This window comes from Thiocapsa sp., from assembly GCF_018399035.1.
Classification (GTDB): domain Bacteria; phylum Pseudomonadota; class Gammaproteobacteria; order Chromatiales; family Chromatiaceae; genus Thiocapsa.
Map to the genome: position 1 here is coordinate 2,335,514 of NZ_CP073760.1, position 25,472 is coordinate 2,360,985.

Consider the following 25,472-nt stretch of genomic DNA (forward strand, 5'->3'; position numbering starts at 1 on the left):
TCAGTGGTCTTCCCCATCAGGTCGAGCCTGAACCGATCGATCCACACCGGCGGCTTGGAAGGCGGCGTGCGACGCCTGCTCGGCACCCGGCCCTCTGGGCACGGACGCGTGGCAGTCGAAACAGTTCAGGTTGACGGCGGTGAAGGCATGACAGGCGCCGCAGAACTCGTCCTTCCGATGAACCGGTTGCGGCACATGGTCCGCGTCGGAGCGGAAGTGACACTCCACACAACCGGCGAGACTGTGCTTGCTGGAGCGAATTCCGCCATGGACCGTCTCGTCGCGCTGGTGCTTGATGAGCTCCATGTGCTTGCGACGCATCACATCGGTGGGCTCGACACAGGACTCCAAGGCCGCCGCCTTGGATCCCTCGAGCACGTAGGTCTTCGCGTCGGCCGCCAAGACGACTTGGGCGAGAAGCACCCAAGCCAATCCAACGGCGACGAGGCCAGCTCTCATTGCGGCTTTTGCCATCGACGCCTCCACTGTGCTTACCCGCCGAGACCCATCTTGATGTAGCCGGTCGGGCAGACATCGGCGCAGATATGACAGCCGATGCACTTGGCATAGTCGGTGTCGACATAGCGCCCGGTGGTTCGGCTGTTCTTGTCGACCCGGAAGACGGCATCTTGCGGGCAGAAGATCACGCAGTTGTCGCACTCGAAGCACATGCCGCAGCTCATGCAGCGCTTGGCCTCGTCCATCGCCTCGGCCTCGACGAGACCGATCACGCGCTCCTTGAAATGGCCGAGCACGTCATCGGAGCTCGGCACCTCCTCCTTGCGCAGATTGCGGGCGTGGAAGTTGAAGTGGCCGAGGAAGAGCTCCTCGTGCGGGATGACCTCGGCACCCGAACGATCCTCGTAGTTGTGGATCGCGTAGTTCTCACTCGAGGTTCCGCGCATGTCGCCGCGCTCGTCGGGGACGAATGCCTCGGGCGCGAGGTTCGCCTCGGTCATCTTCTCGAGCAGATTGAAGTGATGCACGTCGACCTTGGGACGGCGCTTGTGCTCGACCTGGCGGACATACTCGTCGATGGAGTCGACCGCGATGGACGCCTGACCGATGGCCGTCGTCAACAGATGCGGGCGGATGATGTCGCCGGCGACGAAGTGGCCGGGCTTGTTCGGCACCTGATAGAACTTGTCGGCGTTCATCAGGCCGCGCCCGTTGTCGAGCTCCTCGAGGCCGGTCAGATCGCCGCCCTGACCGATCGCAGCGACGATGAGATCGGCCGCGAGGATCCGCTCGGTCCCTTCCACAGGGGTCGGCCGACCGTCGACCATTTGGCAGTCGGCGACGCGCAGTCCGGTGGCCCGACCGTTCTCGCCGAGCATCACCTCCAAGGGCATGACGCCGTCCAGGATGGTCACGCCCTCGTGGGTCGCATCGTGAACCTCGTGCTCGGAGGCCGTCATCTTGTCGCGCGTGAAGAGGGAGGTCAGCGTGACCTCGGCGCCTTCGGCCGCGGCGGTCATGGCCGCGTCATGCGCGACATAACCATCGTGGATGACGGTCTCGGGCAGATCCTTCGGACCGGTCTTGGTGATATGACCGAGCCGGCGAGCCACCGAGACGACGTCGATCGAGGTGTCGCCGCCGCCGACGCAGACGACCTTCTCGGCGGTGATCTTCATGCGGCCTTCGTTGAATGCCTTCAGGAAGGCGACACCGGAGACGCAGTTGGGCGTGCCTTGCCAACCCTGGACCGGCAATCCGCGACCGCTTTGGCAGCCGATCGCCCAGAGCACGGCGTCGAACTCCTTCTCGAGCTGCTCGACGGTGACATCGGTACCGACTTTGGTCTTCAGACGGACCTCGATCTGACCCATGTCGAGGATGCGCTGGATCTCGGCGTTGAGCTTGTCGCGCGGCACGCGGTAGCCCGGGATGCCGTAGAAGAACATCCCGCCGAGCCCGTCGTTGGCCTCGAAGATGGTCGCGCCGTGCCCTTTGCGGCGCAACTGGTAGGCAGCGGCAAGCCCGGCCGGGCCGCCGCCGATGATGGCGACCCGCTTGCCGGTGTCGGTCGGGGCGGCTTGGAACGCGTAACCCTTCTCGATGGCGGTATCGCCGATGAATTGCTCGACGGCATTGATTCCGACGAAGTCTTCCAGAACATTGCGATTGCAGCCGTCCTGGCAGGGTGCAGGACAGACGCGTCCCATCATCGACGGAAAGGGGTTGGCGTCGGTCGAGCGGCGGAAGGCATACTCTTGCCAGTCCATGCCCGCCGGCGGCTTTTCCATGCCGCGCACGATCTGCAGCCAGCCGCGAATATCCTCACCCGACGGACAGCTGCCCTGACACGGCGGTGTCTTGTGGACATAGGTCGGACATTTGTGGGAAGTGTCCTCATTGAAGATCTTATCCGTCCACTTCTCCCACTCGTGCTGACCGTCCTCGAAACGGCGCCAGGAAGGTTTGGTCTTCATTTCGTCGGTTGAAGTCGCCATGTCGATCACTCTCCGTACCGGTTGAACCCTGATGCATCGTCAGGGGGCTCGTATCAGCTCGCAGCTCGGGGCCTTCGGGGAAACCTGCGCCTTGCGACGCAAGCCTGCCGGATCAGGCGGCCTCCTCTGCCTCTTCTTCATCGTCCTCGTCGTCCAGGGCGGGGGTCAGCACGATGGCGTTCGACACCAGTTGGTGCAGACTGACGATCTGATCCATCTCCATACCGTAATACGGCAGGACCTTTGTGAACTGGCTTTTGCAGATGGCGCAGATGGCGGCCATGTGCGTGACGCCCTTTTCGAGCATCACGTTGTTCAGGGCCTCCACACGTGGCTTGGCGCCCTTCACACGCAACTCCATCAGATCGTCGGTCAACAATCCGCCGCCGCCGCCGCAGCAGAAGGTCCGGTCGCGGATGGTGTCCTCGTCCATGTCGAAGAAATGATTACAGGTCGCCCGGATGATGGCGCGCGGGATCTCGAACTGCCCGCCGGGCGTATCACCCATGCGCGAGGCGCGGGCGACGTTGCAGCTGTCGTGATAGGTGAGAACCTTGTCGTCGTTCTCGCCCTTGTCGAAGGTCAGCTTGCCTTCCTGGATCAGGTTGTAGGTGAACTCGCAGATGTGCTGCGGCACCGGATAACGCGGATCGAGAAAGTCCCAGGGTCCGACCAAGGTGTTCAGGAAGCTGTACGCAACCCGCCAGGCGTGACCGCATTCACCGAAGACGATGCGTTTGACCTTGAGCTCGATGGCGGCCTCGCGGATCCGCTGGGCGACCCGACGCATGTTGTCGTAGGAGCCGATGAACATACCGAAGTTCGCCGCCTCGGAGGCATGCGAGCTGAGCGTCCAGGTCACACCGGCTTCGTGGAAGACCTTGCCGTAGCCGATCAATCCGTCGACATGGGGCTCGGCGAAGAAGTCCGCCGAGGGTGTGACCAGAAGGATGTCAGCGCCGACCTCGTCCAACGGGTAGCGCACGGCCACACCCGTGTCGTCGTAGACGTCCTCTTCCAAGCCCTCCAGGGTGTCCTTTAACGCAGGCCCTGGCAGGCCCAGATTGTTACCGATGGTATAGACTTTACTTATGATCTCGTTGCAGTACTTCTGCCCCACGCCGATGCTGTCCATAATCTCGCGCGCCGCCATGGAGATCTCGGCCGTGTCGATACCGTAGGGGCAGAAGACCGAGCAGCGCCGACACTGCGAGCATTGATGGAAGTAGCTGTACCAATCGTCGAGCACGTCTTTGGTGAAGTCCTCGGCCCCCACCAGTTTCGGAAACAGCTTTCCGGCCAGGGTGAAATAACGCCGGTAGACCTTGCGCATTAGATCCTGGCGACCGACCGGCATGTTCTTCGGGTCCTTGGTCCCGAGATAGTAATGACACTTGTCGGTACAGGAGCCGCATTTGACGCAGGAGTCCAGATAGACCCGCAAGGAGCGATATTTTCCGAGGAGCTCGCCCATCTTATCGAGGGCCTTCTCCTGCCAGTCGTCCATGAGCTCGCCGGGAAAGCCGAGAGGCGCTTGGAACTCGGGCTTGGCCACGAACGGCTTGCTGTGAGCCATGGTCTGCGGCGTCACGGGCGGGACGTCGAGGTACTGACTCAGCTCGGGAACTTCAAACGTTGCCTTAGCCATGGATCAACCTTTGCTGCGGACGGGATGGCGCAAAAAATCGATTACTGCTCGAGTCGTTTCGCCCAAGGCGCAATGTGTCTTTGCTCGCGCGGGTTATCGACCTGATTGCGGCTGGGGCTGAAGAAGAGACCCGGCGCATGGAGCAACTTGCTGTAGGGAAAAATGATCATCAAAGCGGCCACCAGGAACAGGTGCAGCAGAAGCAGCGGATCGCCTGGCAAAGGCTGCGGGTCGAAGCTGTAGAGTCCGATGAAGAAGGACTTCACCGCGACGACGTCGGTATGAAACACGAATTTCATCAGCAATCCGGTGCAGCCGATCACGATCAGCAGCGCCAAAATCAGATGATCCGATGGCGAGGAGATATAGCGGACGCGGTCCACGAAGAAACGTCGCGCCCACAAGCCGGCAAGACCCACGACCATCGCCATGCCGCCATAGACACCGAAAGGCTGGACCAGCTCGATCGGCAGCCACACCGGCTCCATGAAGTAGCGCAGATGGCGCAACGTGACGAGAAAGAGGCCGAAGTGAAAGATCCAGCCGAAGATCCAGGTCCACTTGTTGCCGCGAAACAGGCTTTCGAACAGCACGACTTCGCGCGTCATCCTGAGCACGACCCCGGCTCGGGTGGTCGGTGCCGGGGTCGTCGGAATCTTCAGCGGCGCCGGCGTGCGCGCGTACTGGACGACCTTGAAGGTCACGCCGGCCAACAACACCAGGGCCGCAAAGTAATACAGATAGGCGTAGACCGTGGTCAGGAACGACATGTGCCTGGTACCTCAGTGGATCGGAGGGTCGCCGGGGGTCGAGCTCGCAACGAGCCCGCCCCCGGTCACGGCTGACGGATCAGACGCAGCCGGTCGGCTTCGGGAGGCCGGCAAAACGGCACGCTTGCTTGGCCGGGCCATAGGGGAACAGGCTGTAGAGGTACTTGCTGTTGCCCTTGTCCTTGCCGAGCTTCTTGCCCACTGCCTTGGTGAGCACGCGCACGGCCGGTGCGATCTGGTACTCCTCGTAGTACTCGCGCAGAAAGTTGATGATGTCCCAGTGCTCGTCGGTCAACTCGATGTTGTCCTGCGCCGCCATGATGGTAGCGATCCCCGGGACCCAGTCGTTCAGGTTGGCCAGGTAACCTTCCTCGTCCACACCGTATTGCTTGCCGTCGACTTCGATCGTGTCTGACATTGAGATGCTCCTATCGGTTTCTAAAAAACTACAACCAGGCCTGAACTTTCCCGTTTTCCGCGGCAAGATCCACGAATCCGGCATAATCCACGACACTGATACCCTCGATGATGCGCTCCGCGGAGAAGCCGCGCGCCTGCAGGTCCGGGCCAAGCACATAGACCTTCAAGCGGCCGAGCGCACCGCTCACATGGGGTTCGACGGCGGTCCCTTGAAGGGCCGCATAAACGCCGTCTTCGAACAGCAACACGGCCGACCCGTCGGTGGCGAACTTCAGACAGGACTCAAGCGCATTACGCTCGAACGGCGACTTGTTGACGGTGTGCAGAATACTCATGACGTCCCTCTAGAAGCTGAAGATCGCATCGGATTCGTTCATCAACTCGCCGACGCGGGCCGAGTCGATCACCTCGACGATGTTCTCGATCTCTTCTTCGGTCTCGAAGTCCTCCCAGGCGATCTCCACCAGATCGTCCTGAGTCAGGCCTCGGGCCTCCAGCGAGGCACGGTCCACGAAGACCTTTTTGACCTCGTAGTCGCCCAGGGTCCGGAAGGTCGGCGAGAAGTTCTTCATGCCGATCGCCTTGGTATCTTGGCCCTTGGTGAGCTGATAGACCCCATCGTCGAGGAACATGACGCTGACGTCCTGATCGAAGGCGGCCCCGATCAGCACCACTTCCAGTGCCTCCCAGGCATAGATGGTCCCGTAGGGCGCCTTGCGGTTGAGGTACATGAATTTCTTCACGACTTCCGACATCTCAACTCTCCTTTAGTCGCCGAAGACGACGAGGCGGTCGGCTTGAATGGCCGCCTCGACCAGCTGCCCGAGTCCGGAGATGCGGAACTTGGGGTGAATGTTGGTGGCGTCCTTGCCGTTGCGGCTCGCTTCGCCCTCGTCCACGATGCCGCGGCGTTGGGCCGCGGCGACGCAGACGACCAGATCGAGGTCGTGCTGCTCGGCCAACTCCGCCCAGCGATTGACGATATGACGATCGTCCTGCGGCGGTGTCGTCAGACGCGTCGAGTTGTTGACCCCGTCGTGATAGAAGAAGACCCGAAAGATCTCGTGCCCCTTCTCCAGCGCCGCCTTGGCAAATTGATATGCCGAGTCGGATGACTGGTGCTGATAGGGTCCCTCGTTGATCTGAAGTGCGAACTTCATGCCGACCTCTCGACTGATTGCGATAGCTCTTGAACCGATCCCTCTGCCCGCCTTTAGAAGCGGATGTACGAGGAGCTGTTGAAGCTGGCCCGTGCACCGCGCCAGGTATCGATATGATACTTGGTGAAGGGCAGCTCGACCTCTTCGAAGAAACGCGGCCAGCCGATACGCTCGATCCACTCGTTGACCCGCTCCCAATCCCGCGCGCCCTCTTTATACGCCTTGAGGATACGCTTGACGATGGCGGTCGCCTCGGGCCAGCGCGGCGGATTGTTCGGGATACCGGCGGCCACCAGCTTCTGGAAGGTCGGCTTACCCCGGGCGTTGGAATGGTTGCCGCCGACCCAGATGGCCAGTTTGGAATGCTCGGCGTCGTTGATCTGCATCGGCGGACAGGGCGGATAGCAGGCGCCGCAGCAGATGCACTTGCGCTCGTCGACTTCCAGCGAGGGCTTGCCGTTCACCATGGCCGGACGAATCGCCGCGACCGGGCAGCGCGCGACGACGGAGGGTCGTTCGCAGACGTTCGCGACCAGGTCATGATTGATCTTCGGCGGCTTGGTGTGCTGCACGTTGATCGCGATATCGCCCTGTCCGCCACAATTGATCTGGCAACAGGACGTGGTGATATGCACCCGATTCGGCATATTGGCGTTGCGGAACTCGTCGATGAGCTCGTCCATCATCGACTTCACCACGCCCGAGGCGTCGGTGCCGGGGATGTCGCAGTGCAGCCAGCCCTGGGTGTGCGAGATCATCGCCACCGAGTTTTGAGTGCCGCCGACGATGAAGCCGGAGCCTTCCAGAGCATCGATCAAGGGCTGGACTTTCGCCTCGTCCGTCACCATATATTCAATGTTGGAGCGCAGCGTGAAGTGCACATAGCCTTCGGCGAATTCATCGCCGATATCGCACAGCTTGCGCAAGGTGAACACATCGAGGATGCGCTGGGTACCCGCCTTCACGGTCCAGATCTTATCGCCGCTGTAAGCGACGTGGAGCAGCACGCCAGGTCGAGGATGGTCATGGTATTTCCACTGGCCGAAATTCTTGCGCATCATGGGATGCATATATTGCCAGGGATCAGGGCATCCGGATTCGATCGGCTCACGCATGTCTGCCATCGCCTTTACTCCAATATTTCAGTCTGATGGTAAGTCGTTTGGCGGCACCCGTGGGCGCCCGCATATCGCGAGCTCGGCGATCTTATGCGCGGCGTCTCGGGTGCCGATGCGGATTTACTTGCCGGCTTCGGCTTGACGCTCGAACCAGGCTTCGGCTGCCTCGTCCCATCCGTCCAGCCGCACATAGGAGCTTTGGCGCGGGTGGCTCAGCATGTTCGGATCCGGCTCGATCCCGATGCCGTCGAGGAAATTGGCCAAGCCGATACGCTCGATCATCTCGCCGCAGCGCTCATGCTCCAGACCGTTCTCCGCCCAGAAGTCGATGATGGTCTCGGCGAGCTCGACCATGGACCCGTAGTCCTCCTCGGTTTCGAGCTTCTTGAAGGGCACGACCACGGTGCCCATCAGGTCACCGATCTTGAGGGTACGCTTGCCGCCGATCAGGATGGTCACACCCTTGTCGTCTCCCGGATGCAGCGCCTTCGGCATCACGTTGAGACAGTGCATGCAGCGCACGCAATCGCGGTTGTTGACCACGAGCGCGTTGTCGTCGGTCAGACTGAGCGCCTGCGTCGGACAGCGCGTGATGACGTTGTCGATATAGTACTGGCGACCCTTGTCGGCGATGTAGTTCTTGACCTCGGCCTGGTCGACCTTCATGTCGTCGCGCCACGTGCCCAGCACGGCGAAGTCCGAGCGCTCGATGGCATTTTGGCAGTCGTTCGCACAGCCGGAGACCTTGAACTTGAACTTATAAGGAAGGGCCGGGCGATGGACGTCGTCGACGAAGTTGTTCACCAGCGCGCGATGAGCCTTGAGCTCGTTCGTGCAGGACATTTCGCAGCGTGCCGCACCGACACAGGACATGGCCGTGCGCACGCAAGGACCGGCTCCGCCGAGATCCCAGCCGTATTCGTTGATCTCGTCGAAGAAGTGCTGGGTATTCTGGGTGTCCGTACCGATGAACATGATGTTGCCGGTTTGACCGTGGAAGGTCACGAGGCCCGAGCCCCACTTCTCCCAGCTATCGGCCAATTGGCGCAGCATGCCGGTTGAGTAATGGTTGCCTGCCGGCGGCTGGACGCGCAGCGTATGGAATTCCTTGGATTTCGGAAATGCCTTGCCGACCTCGGAGAAGCGCGGAATGATCCCTCCGCCGTAACCGAAAACCGAAACGGTGCCGCCCTTCCAATAGCCCTTACGGGTCTCGTATGAATGCTCGAGCTGGCCAAGAAGATCATTGGTCATCGCATTGATGCGGGGCTCGGGATGCTCGTCGCGGAGACGCTTGATGCCCGAGATAAAGCTCGGCCAGGGGCCGGTTTCGAGCTGATCAAGCATCGGTGTACTGTGCTTCTCGATAGCCATGGCGCTGTCTCTCCGAATCAGAATGAAGCAGGAAGGGATCGGGGTTCCGATAAAAACCAATCGGGCATGCGTCGACACGACACCGCTTGACCGAGAGTCTCGCCATGGCGCGGGCTTGGCGGCATGCCCGGGCAGCCGGCGCACATCGGACCCTGTTCTATCGAGACCCCATCGGCATTCGCTAAATTACCGGCTCCCCGGGTCTGCGCCCATTCCACGATTGGGAGGGCTCTTTCCCGACGGACTATCCCATTCGGGATAGAGAGTAAAGGCATGACGAACGCCGCTGCGGGTGTCCTCCCGGTTGTTTTTGGCGGCGCACATGCTTGAGTAAATTGACAGGAGATGCTACATCTGGACGCCCCTTAAGTCAACATTTACTAATATTCAGGTTTACTCATTCAGGGGGGTGAAAACCGTGGACGACCCTGTCGATCTCTCGGAAAATCGTTCCTATTCGCATTGGAGGGTTCGCAAGCTGCGAGCCTACCCTCACGACATCAATGACCTGCGCGTTCCCGTCGAGCGACTCGACCGACCCAAGCCGGCCGAGCTCGCCGCTTTGAAGACACGGATCGATACCTTCAACATGGCCCTGGTCGAGGCCGAACCCGACAGGATCGAGACCGAGGCTCTGCTGGCATTCACGCGGGCGCTGGGGCTGCACACAACGGATGCCAATCTTTTCGCCGACGCCTCGGCCGTGAGCCGCATCACCGCGACCCGACGCAACCCGGACGAGGAGGGGCACCTGGATGCAGGCCCCGCGCCGACCGGCGGTGCGACCCTCGGCGACTTCATTCCCTACACCGACAAACCCCTGAGCTGGCACACCGACGGGTACTACAACGCCCCGGACGAACAGGTCGGGGCCTGGTGTCTGTTCTGTATACGCCCCGCGCGTCACGGCGGGGAGAACGGCCTCATCGATCATGAAATGGCCTATCTACGACTGCGCGACGAATCGCCGGAGCACATCGCGGCGCTTTCTCACCCGCAAGCCCTGAGCATACCTGCGCATGTCCGGGACGGTCACACACTCCGGGCGGAGAGTGTCGGACCGGTGTTCTCGTTGCGCAACGGACATCTGCACATGCGTTACTCGGCGCGTGCACGCCACGTCATCTGGCGCGACACGCCCGAAACGCAGGCCGCGCGAGCAGCTCTGGATCGGTTGTTTTCCCGCCCGGATGTCTTCACGTTCAGGTACAGGCTAGGGCCGGGCGAAGGGCTGATATCCAACAATGTCCTTCACTGCCGCTCCGGATTCGACGACGAGGATGACCCTGCAAAGGCGCGACTGCTCTACCGCATCCGCTTTCTGGATCGAATCGTCCTCGACTGACAGTCGACCGAACGTCCGCGCGCGATCGGCCTGTGAATCAGGCGCGACATGTCGATGAAGGCCATGAACACGACGAGTCACGGACCCGCGACCGCAAGAGCGCAAAGCGGGCGAAGTGCTCAACATCAACCCGACGATAAGGGAGCAGTAGCGACGACCCATGCTCAAGCTCAGCGAGATACTGGTTTCCAATCAAGACATCGAATCGTTCGACGAGCTCGTTCCCGTCATCCAGGCAGTCGCGCGTTCAGGCGAGCGTTTCTTCAGGATGGACGTCAAGCCACCCTACCCCGATACCCCGGAGAACTGGGAGGATCGACTCGAGGCCGCCTTCAGCGGGCTCGTCCGATGATCCCCGAGCAGAGGCCGGAACAGAGGCCGGATCAGACAAAGGTCTCGTCATGAAACAATTCGACGTTCTGGCAACGCAGATTGCCGATACGGCGGCTGATTCGATTATCAATCGCAGCGCCGAGAATGCATCGCTCGAGTCGCATCTGGAGATGCTCCAGGATCGGCTCGACAGCCTCGTTCGGATCCATGCCCCGGCGCATGCGCTCGCGGATGCACGGCTGCAGGTCGCACGCACGCTCGTCAGTCTGGAGCGCGGCGAAGAAGCCTGGCCCATCGGCCGCGCCGCCTTCGACCATTTCATTGCGCACGACTCCTTCGAGCTCGCTGCCGACGCCTGCGATGTTCTGTTTCAGGCCGGGCAAGAAGAGTCAATCGTCGCGCTCGGCCAAGGGATCTGGCTGGCAGTGACCTGCCCGATCGATCCCGAGCTGACCATCGAGCTGCTCAGTCACGTGATCGACGAGACGCCCGACGACGCCGACGGTGCCGCGGTGGCCGCGACCACGGCACTCTTCATCGCCGACGTCCGTGCCCGGGACCGTCAACGCGACGACCTCATGTTCTTCGCGACTCAGATGCTCGGCACGGTCGCACGGCGACACAGCGGAGTCGATACGCCCGAGCAGCTCGAGCACTGGATGGAGCGCCTCGAGCTCATGGAGCCGGAGAAGTTCCTGGTGCGTTTGCGCAACGTGGTCGATGTTCTTGTTCAGGACGAGTGGTGGTTCGACCGCCGAGCGCTGCAGGATCGTCTTCCGTTCGCCTAAGGCACGGTTCGAAGATAGGTCCAGCAACGCGACGAGAGAATCGCTTTGCCGCGGTTGTCGTTGTCGATTACGACAACGACAACGATTGGATTCTGTGCTCGACTTGTTTCCGACATGTCGCCGAGGGCATACCCACGCTCTCAGGCCCCGAAACACAATCGAGCGCACCCGACGGATAAACATTATGTTTTGGAATGACGACGACAGCCCCGACCGGATTCGCGTGCCGGATGACATCGTCGATCTCCTCTTCGGGATCGACTGCAAATGCATCCCGGTCGACCACGCCTACCTGCTCGCCGAGGCGCTGAAACAGGCGCTGCCCTGGATCGCCGAGGAGGCGGGCGTCGCCGTGCACTCGGTGCATGTCGCCGGATCACAGAACGGCTGGGAGCGACCCGAGCACGGCACGGACTCCTATCTCGCCGTCTCCAAGCGAACCAAGCTGACCCTGCGGGTTCCCCGACACCGCGTCACCGAGGTCTTGCGCGAGCTTCCGGGGGCCAAGCTCGATGTCGGCGAAACACTCGTCGTGGGCGCGGGCAAGACCAAGCCGCTCACCGCCGAGACCACCTTATTTTCTCGGTATGTCGCACTCGATCTCGCCGCCGCGGCAGCCGAAGACGAGGGTGTCTTTCTCGAAACCGCCGCGCGCGCCCTTGCCGCGATGGAGATCCGCGTGCGCAAGGCCGTGTGCGGCAAGACCAACCGTCTCGCCACGCCCGATGGCTCCATTGCGACACGCAGCCTGATGCTGGCGGGACTCACGCCGGATGAATCCATCCGGCTGCAGCAACAGGGACTTGGACACCATCCCCTTCTGGGTTGCGGGATCTTCATTCCGCACAAGGGGATCGACTCGGTCAAACCCGGCCAAGGCTGAGCACGACGCGACGCGGGCTTCGTCCGACGAAGCAGTGTCCACCCCGAACACGCGCAGCCTCGTCATGCCGTCGCCGCGGAACCGCCCTCTCCCGGTGTCTTGCCCCCCGACCGCTTTAAGATCAAGGCGCCGCATCCAGGTTAAAAAGATGTGACGCCTGAATCACAAAATCATAAGATTAGGAAGTTCGAATCAACCCCTAATGACGGGTACATCGTGACGCAACGACTGTACCCCGCCGAGCAACGACGAGAGGATCACCCATGGCCATCGAAGTCAATGGCAAGACCGTCGAGACAACCCCAAGCGGCTATCTTCAGGACCTCGCGGACTGGAGCGAAGATGTCGCGATGAAGCTCGCGGAGATCGAGGGCATCACCTTGACCGACAAACACTGGGACGTGATCAACTATCTGAGGGACGAGTACCACAACAACGCCCAAAACCAGCCGATGGAGCGCGTGGTATTGAAGGAAATGGCCAAGAAGTGGGGCTCCAAGCCCACGAGCAAGGATCTCTACACCCTCTTCCCGCTCGCGCCGACCAAACAAGGTACCAAGATCGCGGGCTTGCCCGAGGTGCTGCGCAAGGGCGGTTACTGAAGCGACCGGCCGCGTGCTTCGCGCGATCCATGGACGGATCAACTCCCGCCCGGGGTACAGAACAGACCCGGACTCGCCCTTGAAAAAACCGCAATAAACTCCCCTCCCGGCCGCACGCGAACCCTGGCTGCCGTTCCCGGCACCCAATCCGTACCCCGTCTGCCGCATACCCCGCGATAAGCGCGTCGTCCGCCGATCTTTCCGGGGCACCCGGACTCGGGCAGACCGCGCGAGCAGCGCGCCGAGTGGGCGTGATCGGTCGGACGCTCTCAGGTCGAAACCCGCTGACTTCACTTGATCCAGATCAAGCTTCCGCCCTTCGCCCGGAGAACACCGGAGTGCAACACGCGATCTGCCTTTACTCGACCTCCGACGTCCTATATAAATGCGAACGCTTCTTATTTTGTTTCGCATAACGTTGGAGTATCGGATATGTATCCCACCACCAAACACCCCGCCGGCCGCAGGCTCGCACTCGCCACACTCACTTCCGGGCTCTTGGCCGCCTCCGCCTCGCCGATCTGGGCCTACGACGTCACCGACAGCTTCTCGATCGGCGCGGTGTTGGGCGCGGCGGGTCAGTGCCAGGAGGGGCTCGGCGGGCTGCTCGACGAGGACGGGCAGTCGCTGGACGGAAATGCCTGCCGGGGCGGTATGCCCTTTCAGCTTGAGCTCAGTTTTCGCCCGAGCGAGCGCGACGAGCTCTTCGCCCTGTTCGGCTTTGCCGTGGACAACGGCCTGAACGCCGTCTCGCCCTTCGTGCTCGCCCCCTGGGCGGTCGATCTCGAGGACGATCTGCAGGACATCAACGGGCGCGGACGCGACTACCTGCTGCAGGCGCTGGTACAAGCACACCTTCACGTTGGGCGAGGACGCCACCCTCGGCACCACCTTCGGCATCATCGACTCCACCGGCTATCTCGACGAGAACGCTTACGCCAACGACGAATTCACCCAGTTCATGAACGAGGCGTTCGTGAACTCCGGCGGCTTCAATCTACCCTCCTACGACGCCGGCGCGGCGCTCGAGCTGGCGCTGGGGGACTGGGAGATCAAGGCCGCGGCGCTGAACATCGGCGAGAACGACGACGGCAACAACTACAACTTCTGGGGCGCGCAGCTCGGCTATCGCCTCGACACCGCGCTCGGGGAGGGCACCTACCGCGCCGTGATCACCGGCACCTCCTCGGCCTTCTTCAAGCCCCGCGCCGACCTCGGCGAGGCGATGGACGGGGCCGAGGACGGGGCGCCGATCGCGCTCGAGGACACCCCGCAGAAGACCGATCTGCTGGGCTACGGTCTGTCCTTCGACCAAGCCTTCGGCGATCATCTCGGCGCCTTCCTGCGCCTGGGGTGGACCGACCACAAGGACATCCTCGACTACCGCGGCCTCTACACCGGCGGTCTGCAGCTCGCCGGCGGCCTGTGGGGCCGCGAGGCCGACACCGTCGGCATGGCCTACGGCTATCTCGACGGCGCCGACACCGGGATCTCCAACACCAACGTCGCCGAGCTTTATTACCGCTTCGCCGCCAACGACTTCCTCGCCCTCACCGCCGACATCCAGTACATGGCCGACGCCTACGAGGACGGCGAGGACATCGAGGGCTGGATCTTCGGGCTGCGCCTCGTCGCGGAGCTGTGATGAAACCGCGTCCGGTGCGTCATGTTCTCGGGTCGGGTGATTCCACCTTGCAGGCATCAACGAGCGCCGGAGTCGACGCGGTTTCATGATTCCAAAAACAATCTCCTGAACCGCGTCGCGCCGACGTCGCTCCTGCGCTCCGAGGCCCGGAACACCTCGGAGCGCGCGTCTCGCGAGGAACGCGGTTCAGCAACGGTTCAGTTGCGAATTGCCGGGATGGCCGCATGCCTACTGTATCGACCCGCAGCCGACATCAGACCCTCGCATGACACAGCAGGCCATTCCCTTCGCGTTCGACAACAGCTATCGCCGTCTTCCCGATCATTTTCACGCCCGCATCCAACCCACGCCGGTTAAGGCGCCCGGCTTGATCAAGCTGAACGCGGCATTGTTCGAAGAGCTCGGGCTGGATCCGGCGGCGAACGATCCGGAGGTGGCTGCGCCGCTCTTCGCCGGCAATCTCCTGCCGGACGGCAGCGATCCGATCGCGATGGCTTATGCGGGCCATCAGTTCGGCAATTTCGTCCCGCAGCTCGGAGACGGCCGGGCGATCCTGCTCGGCGAGGTGATCGACCGCACCGGGAAACGTCGCGACATCCAACTGAAGGGCTCCGGACAAACCCCCTTCTCGCGCAGCGGCGACGGACGCGCGGCGCTCGGACCCGTCCTGCGCGAATACATCCTCGCCGAGGCCATGCACGTACTCGGGGTTCCAACCACCCGTGCGCTCGCCGCTGTGACGACCGGAGAGCCGGTCTATCGCGAGACCATCCTGCCCGGCGCCATCCTGACGCGCGTCGCGAGCAGCCACATCCGTGTCGGGACCTTCCAGTATTTCGCCTCGCGCGGCGACACCGAGGCCGTGCGAAAGCTCGCCGATCACGTCATCGGCCGTCATTACCCGCATGCCGCCGGGTCGGACTCGCCCTACCTTGCACTGATCGAAGGCGTCTTGGAGCGACAAGCCGCCTTGGTCGCTGCCTGGATGCATGTGGGCTTCATCCACGGCGTCATGAACACCGACAACATGGCGATCTCGGGTGAGACGATCGACTACGGGCCCTGCGCCTTCATGGACACCTATGACCCGGCCACCGTCTTCAGCTCGATCGACCGCGGCGGCCGATACGCCTACGGCAATCAACCCGGGATTGCCCAGTGGAACCTCGCCCGCTTCGCCGAGACCCTGCTGCCCCTGATCGACGGGGCATCGGACGCCGCGATCCAACAAGCGACCGACCTCATCCGCGGCTTCTTCGGTCGCTACGAGGAGCACTGGACCGCCGGTATGCGACGCAAGCTCGGCCTCGCCACCGCCGAGCCGGATGATGTCGACCTCATCCACGGGCTCTTGGACGCCATGAAGGCATCGGGCGCCGACTTCACACTGGCCTTTCGCCGCCTCTGCGACGCGGCCGCGGATCCCGCGGCGGACAGCGGCGTACGCGATCTATTCGTCGACCGGCAAGCCTATGACGCCTGGGCCGCGCAGTGGCGCGCACGTCTCGGACGGGACCCTCAAACCCCCGCCGAGCGCGCCGGGCGCATGCGCCGTACCAATCCGGCCGTGATCCCGCGCAACCATCGTGTCGAGCAGGCGCTGAATGCGGCCGTCGAACAGAATGACTTCGGACCATTCGAAGCCATCCTGCGGGTCCTCGAGCGCCCCTACGAGGATCGCCCCGAGATCGCCGGCTATACCGAGCCGCCGCAGGACGAGGAGCGTGTGCTGAAGACCTTCTGCGGGACCTGAGTCGACACCGCCCGAGAACGCCGATCACCATGTGCCGGCCGGGCCGCCGTGTCCTTCGAGATTCTCAACCGAGTTTGCCGGCCGCTGAATCCTCTCCATCGTCGGCCCCGGCAGAAAACCCGGACTGGATCGGGATGATGGACGATGTGGACGTCACCTGCATGAAGACGGTGGAGACCTTCCGACATCACCCGCTGATCCCGAAGGACGTGGTCGTCAGCGGCTGGATCTGGGAGGTGGAGACGCGGCGCTTGCGCCCGCCCGTGCTCGATGATGAGAAGCGCGCCCGTACGGATGTGACCTCCGCGCAGTTCGGCGTCACGACGCCCCAGCCCAACCGCTGGCGTTGATCGAGCCGGCGCCCGACTCGGGCGCCGCCTTGCCTCGCTCCACGACACTTGCTCGACAACGAGCGTTGACATCAATAGAGAGTGCTCCGATGCCGATCTACGACTACCAGTGCACCTGCGGCCAAACCTCCTTCGAAAGCTCCCGAGCCATGAGCGCCGAACCGCCACCCTGCCCCGCCTGCGGGGCCAAAACGGCTCGAGTCTTTCTGTCCGCACCCGCGGTACACGGCCGAATGGCCCGGGGTCGCGATCAGGCCGTTCGCTCGCTGCAGCCTGCCGACACGTCGCGGGGGCACCAGCATGGTCCCGGATGCGGGTGCGGGCACTCATAAGGGCGCCTTCTTCTTTCGCGCCGAACGATTGACCTGATCGATTATCGAACATGCCTGAAGCGACTGGATCACCGTCACACGCGGTCGCCTTTCTTCAATCCTTCGTGGCTGAGATCGCCAAGGCGATGGATCGGGCCGAGTGTCCCAGCTGTGCCGCTCACCTCGAGCAGATCGAGCAGATCGGCCTGACGGCCGGCGTTTGTCTGGAGGAGAAGGCCCGCGAGGTCCTCGGCTCACCCCGGCCGATGGACCGGGACCATTACGCCGACCTGATCGTCGAGATCAAGAACCAGATCGGCGGGCGCTTTTCCCGTGCCTCCGGCGAGGCCGGCACGGTCAGAGTCGTCAACAGCCGATGCCCCTTCGGCGAGCAGGTCAAGCATGCACCCTCGCTCTGCCGGATGACGTCGAGCGTCTTCGGTGGAATCGCCGCGCGCCACTTCGGCTATGCGAAGGTGGAGCTTCGACAGACGATCGCGGGCGGGGATGGCTCCTGCGACGTCTGCATCTATCTGGATCCGCAGCTTGCCGCGCGAAACGAGGGGACCGAATACCGGGCGGACGGCGAGCGCCTGACCTCGGGAAACCTCACCACACTCATGACACCCAAGGTTCACCGGCGACTGCGCGAGAACTGGTGCCCGCCGCCGGTCGGTGTCGGCAGCCCCGACGCAGCCCTGCAGCCGATCGTCGCGGAATCCGCGGCGATGCGCGATGCCCTTCGGGCGGTCCGGATCGTCGCCCCCACCGACGTCACCGTCATGATCACCGGAGAGACCGGCTGCGGCAAAGAGCTCGTCGCACGCGCACTGCACGGGCTCAGTGCGCGTCGCGATAAGCCGATGGTCACGGTCAACTGCGGGGCCATCCCGGAGAACCTAGTCGAAACAGCCCTCTTCGGGCACGAGAAAGGCGCCTTCACGGGCGCCTACGAGGTCCATCACGGCTACTTCGAGCGCGCCGAAAAAGGGACGCTCTTCCTCGACGAGATCGACTCGCTCCCGCTTTCGGCGCAGGCCAAACTGTTGCGTGTCATTCAGGAAGGCGAGTACGAACGCGTCGGCGGCAAGCGCTCCCTGCGCTCGGACGTCCGGATTATCGCCGCATCCAACCGCGAGATCGTCGCAATGGTCGACGACGGACATTTTCGCCGCGATCTCTTCTATCGACTCAACGTCGTACCGATCGCGATCCCCCCGTTGCGCGAGCGCACCGAGGACATCGACGCACTCATCACGCACATCCTCCGCAAGCTCGCCCAACGCTACGCTACTGCCGAAAAGACATTGGTTGAAGCCGCGCGCCTCAAAGCACTGGCCTATGCCTGGCCGGGAAACATTCGAGAGATGGAAAATGTCCTCGAACGCGCCTTCATCTTTGCCGCGGATGCCCGGATTACCGACATCGACGTTCCGGTGACCGCGCCGACCGAATCCGTCCCCGCATGGCGCACGCGCAAACAGCAGGCCGCCAAGCAGGCAGAGGTCGACACGCTGACCCGTGCACTGAGGGTCAGTCACGGCAATGTCGATCAAATCGCGACCCAGATGGGGATCACGCCGCGAGCGGTCCGCATGAAGCTCAAGGCGCAAGGACTCAGGGCTGCGGACTACAGGTAGAGTCTCGACGGCTGCGCCGTCGGTCGACAATGACGCCACACCTACACAAGTCGATCGATGGCGGCCGGTTGAAGATTGATCCGCGCCCGGTGCCATATGCGTCATGTGGTGGAGTGTTCTGGCCACACCAGCTCCGACGACTATCGGAGCTGGCGCGGTTTAGGTTCCCTGATCGAGGGGGCTATGCCGGGGGAGCGTGCGGTGGTCGATGAGCACTCTGTCTCACGCGTTGTGAGAGAACTTGACAGGGGAAGGATCGCGACATAATCTTAATAACAACGATTCGCATTTGTAAACCGACTCACGCGGAGTGCCGGCCATGCCAAGAGAATCCCTGTCCGAGACCCCAAGTCATCGCACACAGTCTTCCGCAGCGATGCGCGCGGACCTGCCGCGGATCGACAGCAACGCACTGCTGCGCGGCAACAACCTATTGCTGATCGATCATGCGGGCGATCGTTACATCCTGAGAATGACGCGAAACAACAAACTGATTTTGACAAAATAGGCGAGCGCACGCGTCCGGGCGTGCAAGACTCAGGGCCGACCGGACCGCCGTCGGCTCGTCCACCAGAGCGCCAGTCCGGTCACACCTATGATGTAGCCAATACCGCCGAGGATATCTTGGAAACGGATCCGGTCCTCGGCGGCGACGAGCTGCTCGCGCAACGGGCGAATCTGGCGAGCGACGGCGCGCTCGATCGCCGACTCCAGGGCGGGATCAAGGACCACCGCGGGGGTTGTCGGTGTGGACGATGCGGCGGTTCGGGCGATCACGGACACGTCGCCGCGATCGGAGATTGCGGGGTCTTCGACGATCGAGCCCTCGGATCGGAATCCCGCTGCCAGCTCGGATGCAGGGACACGCCACTCGGCTTGATGGCCGTCGCCCGTGATGGCTCGGAACAGATGATCGACGGGGGCCTGCGCGGCGTAGATGAATCTGCCCTCGCCGTCCGGCGCCAACTCGGCCAGTGTGTTTCCCTCTCCGTCCAAGACCTCGATCCGCGCCCCCGAGGCGGCACCGCCGCCGGCAAAATAGGCCGATCCGCCGATGCTCGCGCCTTCGGCAAAGGCAAAGACCTGGAGCTTGTGCGCCAGGGCGGGCGAACCCAGGGTCGATAGGAGGACGAGCGCTGCAACGCGCAGGGCACCGCCGCTCTGTGGAATCTCGCCCCGTGCGGATCTCGCCGGGCCGTTACCCGGATCCAGGATCCTCATCATCGCATCTCTCGCGCATAGATCCAGATCAACGCACCCAGCTCGACCGGAACCTCCTCGCCGTCGGGATTCTGCATCGGCTCATCGCCCTCGAGCAGTGCGGCGAAACCCCACCAGCCAGCCTTGGGCATCGCATAGCTGAAGACCCCGTTCGCATCGGCCTTGATGACCTGCGTGATGTAGGGATCCGACGGCGGCGTGATCGAGCCGTCGTTGCGCCACTCGACCTCGACCTCGGCGAAGGGGACCGGCTTTCCGTCGCGTTTCACGATCCCTTGAAAAAGATTGCCCGCCCAGAGGCCGTAGGGACGAACCAGCGGCTCGATCTCGACCGGCAGACCGACATTCGCGTCCCAGCCCTCCTCCGCGCCGAAGGCATCGACGACGACCTTGGTGTAATGCACGATCATCGCCCCCTCGGCCGGCTCCCAATAGGGCGCAGGCTCCAGATAGAAGACGTAATCTCCCGGCTGCTTGATCCTGTAGTCGAGACGGTAGGTCCGCTTGCCGTCGATCTCCCGCGCTTGAAGGCTCGACTTGAGGTCTTCACGCCCCCCCGGACTCAGGACCCCGAACTGAACCGGCTCCCCCATCACCATCAACGGACCACCTTCCATGGGATGGGTGAAACGCATCTCCAGCGTCAGCGCGTTGCCGGTCTCGGCGTTGACGATATCCGTGGACGGGATGAGCTCTTGGAAGTGGGCATGGGCAGCGGCTGCGCCCATGAGCGCAATGGCGAGAGAGATCCGGATCGGGCGAGATTGGCTGGACAAAGGCGTCATGATGGACTCCGGCGATAGGTTGCGGATCAAGGTCGGGCTGAACCGTGTTCTGCGCGACGCGGTTCAGGAGATTGTCTTTGGAATCATGAAACCGCGTCGACGCCGGCGCTTGTTGATGCCCGCACCGTGGAATCACCCGGCACGAGAACATGACGCCGCCGGACGCGGTTTCATCGCGGTTTCATCACAGCTCCGCGACGAGGCGCAGCCCGAAGATCCAGCCCTCGATGTCCTCGCCGTCCTCGTAGGCGTCGGCCATGTACTGGATGTCGGCGGTGAGGGCGAGGAAGTCGTTGGCGGCGAAGCGGTAATAAAGCTCGGCGACGTTGGTGTTGGAGATCCCGGTGTCGGCGCCGTCGAGATAGCCGTAGGCCATGCCGACGGTGTCGGCCTCGCGGCCCCACAGGCCGCCGGCGAGCTGCAGACCGCCGGTGTAGAGGCCGCGGTAGTCGAGGATGTCCTTGTGGTCGGTCCACCCCAGGCGCAGGAAGGCGCCGAGATGATCGCCGAAGGCTTGGTCGAAGGACAGACCGTAGCCCAGCAGATCGGTCTTCTGCGGGGTGTCCTCGAGCGCGATCGGCGCCCCGTCCTCGGCCCCGTCCATCGCCTCGCCGAGGTCGGCGCGGGGCTTGAAGAAGGCCGAGGAGGTGCCGGTGATCACGGCGCGGTAGGTGCCCTCCCCGAGCGCGGTGTCGAGGCGATAGCCGAGCTGCGCGCCCCAGAAGTTGTAGTTGTTGCCGTCGTCGTTCTCGCCGATGTTCAGCGCCGCGGCCTTGATCTCCCAGTCCCCCAGCGCCAGCTCGAGCGCCGCGCCGGCGTCGTAGGAGGGTAGATTGAAGCCGCCGGAGTTCACGAACGCCTCGTTCATGAACTGGGTGAATTCGTCGTTGGCGTAAGCGTTCTCGTCGAGATAGCCGGTGGAGTCGATGATGCCGAAGGTGGTGCCGAGGGTGGCGTCCTCGCCCAACGTGAAGGTGTGCTTGTACCAGGCCTGCAGCAGGTAGTCGCGTCCGCGCCCGTTGATGTCCTGCAGATCGTCCTCGAGATCGACCGCCCAGGGGGCGAGCACGAAGGGCGAGACGGCGTTCAGGCCGTTGTCCACGGCAAAGCCGAACAGGGCGAAGAGCTCGTCGCGCTCGCTCGGGCGAAAACTGAGCTCAAGCTGAAAGGGCATACCGCCCCGGCAGGCATTTCCGTCCAGCGACTGCCCGCCGAGCCCCTCCTGGCACTGACCCGCCGCGCCCAACACCGCGCCGATCGAGACACTGTCGGTGACGTCGTAGGCATCTGCGGAAAGGGCGAGAAAGGAAAGCACAGCGCAAGCGACGAAGCGATTGTCCATGGAATGAGGTGTCCTTAAAGGAGGATTCGGGGTTCCGGAGGGTTTGCGATTCGAGCTACTCGGACTCTGAACCTGCCGGCCCTCGTCGATGCCGCAGCCCGATCGTATGATCTATTGTAAAAAGATATTACGCAGGGGTGTCAAGCATCAGGTTTGGCTCTCCGCGGGAGCAGCCAGCCTGACGGGGACTCGCGCAGCAGCTTTCCATTGACAAGCATCAACCCGCCATCTATCTTTATTGCGAACGATTCGTATTCAGATTCTAGCCAGCAGTCGGTTCGGGTAAAGCGCTTGCCGGACCACGCCCCGACCGCTCGCGACAGATTCCAATCCCGTTCGACGCGGGACTCCCGTCAGCCAAATTCCGAACGCTTCGTCCGGATCGCCAGCGGGGCATTGTTCGACAACCGCTTGATGTCTCAGGAGACACACCATGCCCGTCGATTCCCCCTTGGTTTCAAATTGCGATCTCTCTCGGCTCAAACCGGAGGATCTGGAACTGCATCTCGGAGAGCTCATTCGCCGTTACGTTCGGCACCGTTCGGCCGATCTGGCCGAACGGGTCGTCGAATCCATCGAGGCGCTCTACCTGCATCCGGATCTCGGGCCCGATGCCGAACGGTTTTGTGCCTATCGCCGACTAGCGCGTCATTGGCGCTGGCTCGCGCAAAGGGCCCCCACCGTCGCGCATTAAGCAGTGCCTCGCCCGTGTGCGAGACCGCCAACCTTCCGGAATCAATCAAGGAGCGTGCTATGCCGCCCTACATCGAGCTTGAAAATTTGCCGAGCGCAGCTGTCATGCCGGTCTCCCGAACACGCTTAGGAGCGGAACACGGGGACACAACGGGCAAGGTCCGCTACTGGGCAGCGTTCTTCCGGGAACTTGTCGGTGCCGGACAGCTCCGCATCGGGACCAGCCAGCCTGCGGTCACGTTGGAGCACCATGGCAACTGGCCGGGCATCCGCATCGCAGACTCCTTCGGGAGCGCTTCGGGTCGCCGGTTTACGCTTCGGATGATGCTTGATCGCTGGTCCCACATCGATGGTTCGGGAACGGATGCGGCAGAACGAGACCGGCGCTCGGACATCTCCATCCTGGATCGGGAGGGCGCTCCCCTGCTGGATCTCGGTTTTGGCGAGGACCGTCCAGGGATCGCCGCGGATGTCCTGACCCGATGCCGTACCCTGTGCCCGGCCCCCTCACGGTCCGAGCCGGCACCGCAGCGCAACAGGGACGTGGATCTCGACAACCATCCTCTTCGCAGACAGACGGCGGAGCTTGGCGATGCGGCCGATGTCGCCGATCTTGCCGAAGCGACGGGCCAGCTCCGACTCAGTCCCGCAAGGCTGCATGAACGCGGTTGTGCCAGCGCAGTGGAGGCCGAGTTGGTCCCCTGTTTTCTGGAAGCACTCGCGGAGCAGGCGCTGCCCATTCGCATCGCCACCGGCACCGCGGGGGTCGCTCACAGCCTCGACTGCGCCTTCTTCTGCCATCGACGCGAGGGGGTCTGGCAGACCCTGCGCACCGACTCGTCGCGCTTCCGAATCGACACCTCGAAGATCGATTCGGCATGGGTCTTGAGAGTCTCCGAAGCGGCACATGAGCACTCGTCGCTTCGGCTCTACGATGCGCGAGGACGACTGCTGGCGAAGATCAGTTCGGTGCCCGGATTCGTCGCCATCGAGAATCCGATCTGGCGCACCCTCGTCAACGCGCTTCAGGACTAAACCGCGCCAGCTCCGGCGGTCGTCAAGTCTGCCGGGGCCGATCCCATCCAAAAACATCGCATACCGCGCCGGGCGCGGTTTAAAAGGGAGCCTCCATGCAACGGCTTATTTTCGAGGTCTCCGACCAGGCTGCGCGGCTCGCGATCTATGACTTCGAGAGTCAGGAGCTGCTCGCCGAGGTCGAAGGTGCGTCATGGCATCGCATGTTCGAGGAGCTGCGGATCGGCAACGGGCCACGCAAGCGCACCTGTTGCGCGCATCATGCCGAGGTTGCGACGGATGAAAATATCCCACAAGCCCGACGCGCGCAGAGCAAGATCGCTCAGGCGCTCTTCCCCGAAACACATGGGCTCGCGTCGCCGCCGATTGCACTCTCGCGCTCACCGAGTCCATCGATCTCTGCCGCCGCTTCCGCGGCGACATTGGCCGAGCTGTCCAGCCCGCCGGGCCGTCTGCCGACCCTGAAATCGACCGGGCGACGCAGGCTCTGGGACATCCCGCACAAATACCATTGCCCGATCATCGGGACCTGCCTCACGGTGGACGAGCTGCGCCGAATCGCCGACAAGACGGCCCAGCGGCCCGAGACGCCCTTGTCGGAGTTCGACATCCACGTGAGCTTTGTCGCGGCGGCGGCCGAGAAGAATCCGTTGTCGCTGGCAACACACAAGACACTTGAGAAGACATTCAGCATGAGCGTGCGACGCTATGCGAAGGCACGCGACGCCGACGCGCTCCTTCGGCTCTGGCGCGAATCGCTCGACACCGGCGAGGTTCCCGGCGGGCTCTGGGCACTCATGACACACCCGCGTGCCGACCATCGGGTGATGACACGCGCATACGAAGAGATCCATATGCTCTCGCATCAGATCGGCGCCGGGCAGCGCGCCGATCTCAAGCGGCTCACCGAGACGCGCACGCAGCTCGAGCAGCTGCAACGCGATTTCGATCACCTCCACAGGCGCGCCCGTCAGCAGGCGGACCTGCGCGAGGCGAGGATCCGCTGGCTCGAGAACGCCCTGGCAAGCCGCGAGAGCGAATATGCCGAATCGCGTGCGCAGACGCAGGCCCTGCGCGAAGAGCTCGAGCTGTTGAAGGGTCCACGCCTAAAGGACAGGATGAGCGCACTGGCCGATCGGGTCGCCGACCTGGACGCCGAGCTGAATCGGATCCGCGAGGAGAACGCGCACCTTCGATCCGCCGGCACACATGCAAGAGAAGAGGCCGACGCGTCGGAACGCGCCCGGCGCGCGGCACAGGCCGAATGCGGGGCGACCGAGCGGCTGCTCGCGCACCTCCTCGCGGATCGGTGCGACGGCTGTACGTCGGAGGCTTGCGTGCAGCCCAAGGATCTTGCGGGACGTTTGGTGCTCTGTGTGGGCGGACGCAAGCAGCTCGTCGATCAGTATCGCGCGATGGTGGCCGGTTGCAACGGTCGTTTCGACCACCACGACGGCGGCATGGAAGACAGCCACCACCGACTCGAGGCAATGCTGGCATCGGCCGATATCGTCGTCTGCGCAACCGACTACGTCAGCCACGGCGCCTACTATCGGACCAAACGTTTCTGCAAACGCACCGAGAAACCGCATGCGCTGCTCGGCAGCTCCGGGCTCTCTTCATTCGCCTTGGCGATCGAGAACCTGGCGGCTTGAGCCGATCGCGCGCGTCGGGAGAAGGCGCGCCGACGAGACGTAGCGGCTCCTACGGCGAGGAGCCGCAACGCCGTCCCGGCGTGCGCGGAGCATGCAATGCGGCGAAAATCCACGTGTGCTCGGTATATCCGTACAGGTCGCGGCA

27 protein-coding genes are annotated in these 25,472 nt (G+C 63.0%); 14 read left to right on the plus strand and 13 right to left on the minus strand.

Annotation, left to right across the window (positions count from 1 at the left end; translation table 11 throughout):
- The 10 genes from KFB96_RS10635 to dsrA all read right to left on the minus strand — a co-directional run bounded on the left by KFB96_RS10635 (nucleotide 1) and on the right by dsrA (nucleotide 8,946).
- Nucleotides 1-474, minus strand: a complete 474-nt coding sequence (locus KFB96_RS10635; protein ID WP_213461743.1) for a sulfur reduction protein DsrJ — start codon at nucleotides 472-474, stop codon at nucleotides 1-3.
- A gap of 17 nt (nucleotides 475-491) precedes the next feature.
- Nucleotides 492-2,456, minus strand: coding sequence for an NAD(P)-binding protein (locus KFB96_RS10640; RefSeq protein WP_213461741.1), 1,965 nt, complete (start codon nucleotides 2,454-2,456; stop codon nucleotides 492-494).
- A gap of 112 nt (nucleotides 2,457-2,568) precedes the next feature.
- The gene (dsrK, locus tag KFB96_RS10645) at nucleotides 2,569-4,104 is read right to left on the minus strand and encodes a sulfate reduction electron transfer complex DsrMKJOP subunit DsrK (RefSeq protein WP_213461739.1); all 1,536 of its coding nucleotides are present in this window, start codon (nucleotides 4,102-4,104) and stop codon (nucleotides 2,569-2,571) included.
- A gap of 41 nt (nucleotides 4,105-4,145) precedes the next feature.
- Nucleotides 4,146-4,874: a respiratory nitrate reductase subunit gamma gene (locus tag KFB96_RS10650; RefSeq protein ID WP_213461737.1), complete on the minus strand. Its 729-nt coding sequence runs from the start codon at nucleotides 4,872-4,874 to the stop codon at nucleotides 4,146-4,148.
- Between the two features lie 79 nt (nucleotides 4,875-4,953).
- A complete protein-coding gene (locus KFB96_RS10655; RefSeq protein ID WP_213461735.1) occupies nucleotides 4,954-5,292 on the minus strand; it encodes a TusE/DsrC/DsvC family sulfur relay protein in 339 nt (112 codons plus the stop codon).
- A 28-nt stretch (nucleotides 5,293-5,320) separates the two neighbouring features.
- Entirely contained in the window at nucleotides 5,321-5,629 is a 309-nt protein-coding gene (gene tusB, locus KFB96_RS10660; RefSeq protein WP_120797928.1) for a sulfurtransferase complex subunit TusB, read from the minus strand.
- Between the two features lie 9 nt (nucleotides 5,630-5,638).
- Entirely contained in the window at nucleotides 5,639-6,049 is a 411-nt protein-coding gene (gene tusC / locus KFB96_RS10665; RefSeq protein WP_213461733.1) for a sulfurtransferase complex subunit TusC, read from the minus strand.
- A gap of 12 nt (nucleotides 6,050-6,061) precedes the next feature.
- The gene (tusD, locus tag KFB96_RS10670; RefSeq protein WP_120797926.1) at nucleotides 6,062-6,454 is read right to left on the minus strand and encodes a sulfurtransferase complex subunit TusD; all 393 of its coding nucleotides are present in this window, start codon (nucleotides 6,452-6,454) and stop codon (nucleotides 6,062-6,064) included.
- Nucleotides 6,455-6,507: 53 nt separating this feature from the next.
- The gene (gene dsrB / locus KFB96_RS10675; protein WP_213461731.1) at nucleotides 6,508-7,578 is read right to left on the minus strand and encodes a dissimilatory-type sulfite reductase subunit beta; all 1,071 of its coding nucleotides are present in this window, start codon (nucleotides 7,576-7,578) and stop codon (nucleotides 6,508-6,510) included.
- 114 nt (nucleotides 7,579-7,692) lie between these two features.
- Entirely contained in the window at nucleotides 7,693-8,946 is a 1,254-nt protein-coding gene (gene dsrA, locus KFB96_RS10680) for a dissimilatory-type sulfite reductase subunit alpha (RefSeq protein WP_213461729.1), read from the minus strand.
- Between the two features lie 418 nt (nucleotides 8,947-9,364).
- Here dsrA and KFB96_RS10685 point away from each other — a divergent pair, with 418 nt between their 5' ends.
- The 11 genes from KFB96_RS10685 (at nucleotide 9,365) to hemP (ending at nucleotide 19,104) form a co-directional block, all read left to right on the plus strand.
- Complete coding sequence (locus tag KFB96_RS10685; protein ID WP_213461727.1) at nucleotides 9,365-10,291, plus strand: TauD/TfdA family dioxygenase; 927 nt, start codon at nucleotides 9,365-9,367, stop codon at nucleotides 10,289-10,291.
- Between the two features lie 160 nt (nucleotides 10,292-10,451).
- Nucleotides 10,452-10,643 carry a sulfur relay protein DsrC gene (locus KFB96_RS10690; protein WP_093028002.1) on the plus strand — a complete coding sequence of 64 codons (192 nt, stop codon included), beginning with the start codon at nucleotides 10,452-10,454 and terminating at the stop codon, nucleotides 10,641-10,643.
- Nucleotides 10,644-10,692: 49 nt separating this feature from the next.
- Nucleotides 10,693-11,412 (plus strand): hypothetical protein, encoded by a 720-nt coding sequence (locus KFB96_RS10695; RefSeq protein ID WP_213461725.1) that lies wholly within the window; start codon nucleotides 10,693-10,695, stop codon nucleotides 11,410-11,412.
- A 184-nt stretch (nucleotides 11,413-11,596) separates the two neighbouring features.
- A complete protein-coding gene (gene cas6, locus KFB96_RS10700; RefSeq protein WP_213461723.1) occupies nucleotides 11,597-12,295 on the plus strand; it encodes a type I-MYXAN CRISPR-associated protein Cas6/Cmx6 in 699 nt (232 codons plus the stop codon).
- 263 nt (nucleotides 12,296-12,558) lie between these two features.
- Complete coding sequence (locus KFB96_RS10705) at nucleotides 12,559-12,897, plus strand: TusE/DsrC/DsvC family sulfur relay protein (protein ID WP_120797921.1); 339 nt, start codon at nucleotides 12,559-12,561, stop codon at nucleotides 12,895-12,897.
- Nucleotides 12,898-13,759: 862 nt separating this feature from the next.
- On the plus strand, nucleotides 13,760-14,542 hold the full coding sequence (locus tag KFB96_RS26710) for a carbohydrate porin (protein WP_300971569.1): 783 nt from the start codon (nucleotides 13,760-13,762) through the stop codon (nucleotides 14,540-14,542).
- 265 nt (nucleotides 14,543-14,807) lie between these two features.
- Entirely contained in the window at nucleotides 14,808-16,295 is a 1,488-nt protein-coding gene (locus KFB96_RS10715) for a YdiU family protein (RefSeq protein ID WP_213461721.1), read from the plus strand.
- A gap of 134 nt (nucleotides 16,296-16,429) precedes the next feature.
- On the plus strand, nucleotides 16,430-16,645 hold the full coding sequence (locus tag KFB96_RS10720; RefSeq protein ID WP_213461719.1) for a hypothetical protein: 216 nt from the start codon (nucleotides 16,430-16,432) through the stop codon (nucleotides 16,643-16,645).
- Nucleotides 16,646-16,734: 89 nt separating this feature from the next.
- Entirely contained in the window at nucleotides 16,735-16,977 is a 243-nt protein-coding gene (locus KFB96_RS27535) for a zinc ribbon domain-containing protein (protein WP_213461717.1), read from the plus strand.
- 50 nt (nucleotides 16,978-17,027) lie between these two features.
- Nucleotides 17,028-18,596, plus strand: coding sequence for a sigma 54-interacting transcriptional regulator (locus KFB96_RS10730; protein ID WP_213461715.1), 1,569 nt, complete (start codon nucleotides 17,028-17,030; stop codon nucleotides 18,594-18,596).
- 319 nt (nucleotides 18,597-18,915) lie between these two features.
- On the plus strand, nucleotides 18,916-19,104 hold the full coding sequence (hemP, locus tag KFB96_RS10735; protein WP_213461713.1) for a hemin uptake protein HemP: 189 nt from the start codon (nucleotides 18,916-18,918) through the stop codon (nucleotides 19,102-19,104).
- A 29-nt stretch (nucleotides 19,105-19,133) separates the two neighbouring features.
- On the opposite strand, the gene KFB96_RS10740 is transcribed toward hemP, so the two are convergent.
- The 3 genes from KFB96_RS10740 to KFB96_RS10750 all read right to left on the minus strand — a co-directional run bounded on the left by KFB96_RS10740 (nucleotide 19,134) and on the right by KFB96_RS10750 (nucleotide 21,944).
- The gene (locus KFB96_RS10740; protein ID WP_300971570.1) at nucleotides 19,134-19,820 is read right to left on the minus strand and encodes a hypothetical protein; all 687 of its coding nucleotides are present in this window, start codon (nucleotides 19,818-19,820) and stop codon (nucleotides 19,134-19,136) included.
- Nucleotides 19,817-20,602 (minus strand): DUF4198 domain-containing protein, encoded by a 786-nt coding sequence (locus KFB96_RS10745; RefSeq protein ID WP_213461711.1) that lies wholly within the window; start codon nucleotides 20,600-20,602, stop codon nucleotides 19,817-19,819. Before KFB96_RS10745 ends, KFB96_RS10740 begins: the two co-directional genes overlap by 4 nt.
- A gap of 184 nt (nucleotides 20,603-20,786) precedes the next feature.
- The gene (locus tag KFB96_RS10750; RefSeq protein WP_213461709.1) at nucleotides 20,787-21,944 is read right to left on the minus strand and encodes a carbohydrate porin; all 1,158 of its coding nucleotides are present in this window, start codon (nucleotides 21,942-21,944) and stop codon (nucleotides 20,787-20,789) included.
- A 433-nt stretch (nucleotides 21,945-22,377) separates the two neighbouring features.
- Here KFB96_RS10750 and KFB96_RS10755 point away from each other — a divergent pair, with 433 nt between their 5' ends.
- The 3 genes from KFB96_RS10755 (at nucleotide 22,378) to KFB96_RS10765 (ending at nucleotide 25,327) form a co-directional block, all read left to right on the plus strand.
- Nucleotides 22,378-22,638 carry an ATP dependent RNA helicase gene (locus tag KFB96_RS10755; RefSeq protein WP_213461708.1) on the plus strand — a complete coding sequence of 87 codons (261 nt, stop codon included), beginning with the start codon at nucleotides 22,378-22,380 and terminating at the stop codon, nucleotides 22,636-22,638.
- A 59-nt stretch (nucleotides 22,639-22,697) separates the two neighbouring features.
- The gene (locus tag KFB96_RS10760) at nucleotides 22,698-23,672 is read left to right on the plus strand and encodes a hypothetical protein (RefSeq protein ID WP_213461706.1); all 975 of its coding nucleotides are present in this window, start codon (nucleotides 22,698-22,700) and stop codon (nucleotides 23,670-23,672) included.
- 95 nt (nucleotides 23,673-23,767) lie between these two features.
- Complete coding sequence (locus KFB96_RS10765) at nucleotides 23,768-25,327, plus strand: DUF2325 domain-containing protein (protein WP_213461703.1); 1,560 nt, start codon at nucleotides 23,768-23,770, stop codon at nucleotides 25,325-25,327.
- Nucleotides 25,328-25,472 lie beyond the last annotated feature (145 nt).

What these genes read in the sequence shown, in the direction of transcription:
- KFB96_RS10650 (WP_213461737.1), bottom strand. Translation starts at nt 4,874, where the DNA reads ATGTCGTTCCTGACCACGGTCTACGCCTATCTGTATTACTTTGCGGCC.
- KFB96_RS10695 (WP_213461725.1), top strand. Translation starts at nt 10,693, where the DNA reads ATGAAACAATTCGACGTTCTGGCAACGCAGATTGCCGATACGGCGGCT.
- KFB96_RS10755 (WP_213461708.1), top strand. Translation starts at nt 22,378, where the DNA reads ATGCCCGTCGATTCCCCCTTGGTTTCAAATTGCGATCTCTCTCGGCTC.
- KFB96_RS27535 (WP_213461717.1), top strand. Translation starts at nt 16,735, where the DNA reads ATGCCGATCTACGACTACCAGTGCACCTGCGGCCAAACCTCCTTCGAA.
- cas6 (WP_213461723.1), top strand. Translation starts at nt 11,597, where the DNA reads ATGTTTTGGAATGACGACGACAGCCCCGACCGGATTCGCGTGCCGGAT.
- KFB96_RS10745 (WP_213461711.1), bottom strand. Translation starts at nt 20,602, where the DNA reads ATGACGCCTTTGTCCAGCCAATCTCGCCCGATCCGGATCTCTCTCGCC.
- KFB96_RS10635 (WP_213461743.1), bottom strand. Translation starts at nt 474, where the DNA reads ATGGCAAAAGCCGCAATGAGAGCTGGCCTCGTCGCCGTTGGATTGGCT.
- KFB96_RS10765 (WP_213461703.1), top strand. Translation starts at nt 23,768, where the DNA reads ATGCAACGGCTTATTTTCGAGGTCTCCGACCAGGCTGCGCGGCTCGCG.
- hemP (WP_213461713.1), top strand. Translation starts at nt 18,916, where the DNA reads ATGCCAAGAGAATCCCTGTCCGAGACCCCAAGTCATCGCACACAGTCT.
- KFB96_RS10690 (WP_093028002.1), top strand. Translation starts at nt 10,452, where the DNA reads ATGCTCAAGCTCAGCGAGATACTGGTTTCCAATCAAGACATCGAATCG.
- KFB96_RS10655 (WP_213461735.1), bottom strand. Translation starts at nt 5,292, where the DNA reads ATGTCAGACACGATCGAAGTCGACGGCAAGCAATACGGTGTGGACGAG.
- tusC (WP_213461733.1), bottom strand. Translation starts at nt 6,049, where the DNA reads ATGTCGGAAGTCGTGAAGAAATTCATGTACCTCAACCGCAAGGCGCCC.
- KFB96_RS10715 (WP_213461721.1), top strand. Translation starts at nt 14,808, where the DNA reads ATGACACAGCAGGCCATTCCCTTCGCGTTCGACAACAGCTATCGCCGT.
- KFB96_RS10740 (WP_300971570.1), bottom strand. Translation starts at nt 19,820, where the DNA reads ATGATGAGGATCCTGGATCCGGGTAACGGCCCGGCGAGATCCGCACGG.
- KFB96_RS10750 (WP_213461709.1), bottom strand. Translation starts at nt 21,944, where the DNA reads ATGGACAATCGCTTCGTCGCTTGCGCTGTGCTTTCCTTTCTCGCCCTT.
- KFB96_RS10720 (WP_213461719.1), top strand. Translation starts at nt 16,430, where the DNA reads ATGATGGACGATGTGGACGTCACCTGCATGAAGACGGTGGAGACCTTC.
- dsrB (WP_213461731.1), bottom strand. Translation starts at nt 7,578, where the DNA reads ATGGCAGACATGCGTGAGCCGATCGAATCCGGATGCCCTGATCCCTGG.
- KFB96_RS10760 (WP_213461706.1), top strand. Translation starts at nt 22,698, where the DNA reads ATGCCGCCCTACATCGAGCTTGAAAATTTGCCGAGCGCAGCTGTCATG.
- dsrK (WP_213461739.1), bottom strand. Translation starts at nt 4,104, where the DNA reads ATGGCTAAGGCAACGTTTGAAGTTCCCGAGCTGAGTCAGTACCTCGAC.
- tusD (WP_120797926.1), bottom strand. Translation starts at nt 6,454, where the DNA reads ATGAAGTTCGCACTTCAGATCAACGAGGGACCCTATCAGCACCAGTCA.
- KFB96_RS10640 (WP_213461741.1), bottom strand. Translation starts at nt 2,456, where the DNA reads ATGGCGACTTCAACCGACGAAATGAAGACCAAACCTTCCTGGCGCCGT.
- KFB96_RS10705 (WP_120797921.1), top strand. Translation starts at nt 12,559, where the DNA reads ATGGCCATCGAAGTCAATGGCAAGACCGTCGAGACAACCCCAAGCGGC.
- KFB96_RS10730 (WP_213461715.1), top strand. Translation starts at nt 17,028, where the DNA reads ATGCCTGAAGCGACTGGATCACCGTCACACGCGGTCGCCTTTCTTCAA.
- tusB (WP_120797928.1), bottom strand. Translation starts at nt 5,629, where the DNA reads ATGAGTATTCTGCACACCGTCAACAAGTCGCCGTTCGAGCGTAATGCG.
- dsrA (WP_213461729.1), bottom strand. Translation starts at nt 8,946, where the DNA reads ATGGCTATCGAGAAGCACAGTACACCGATGCTTGATCAGCTCGAAACC.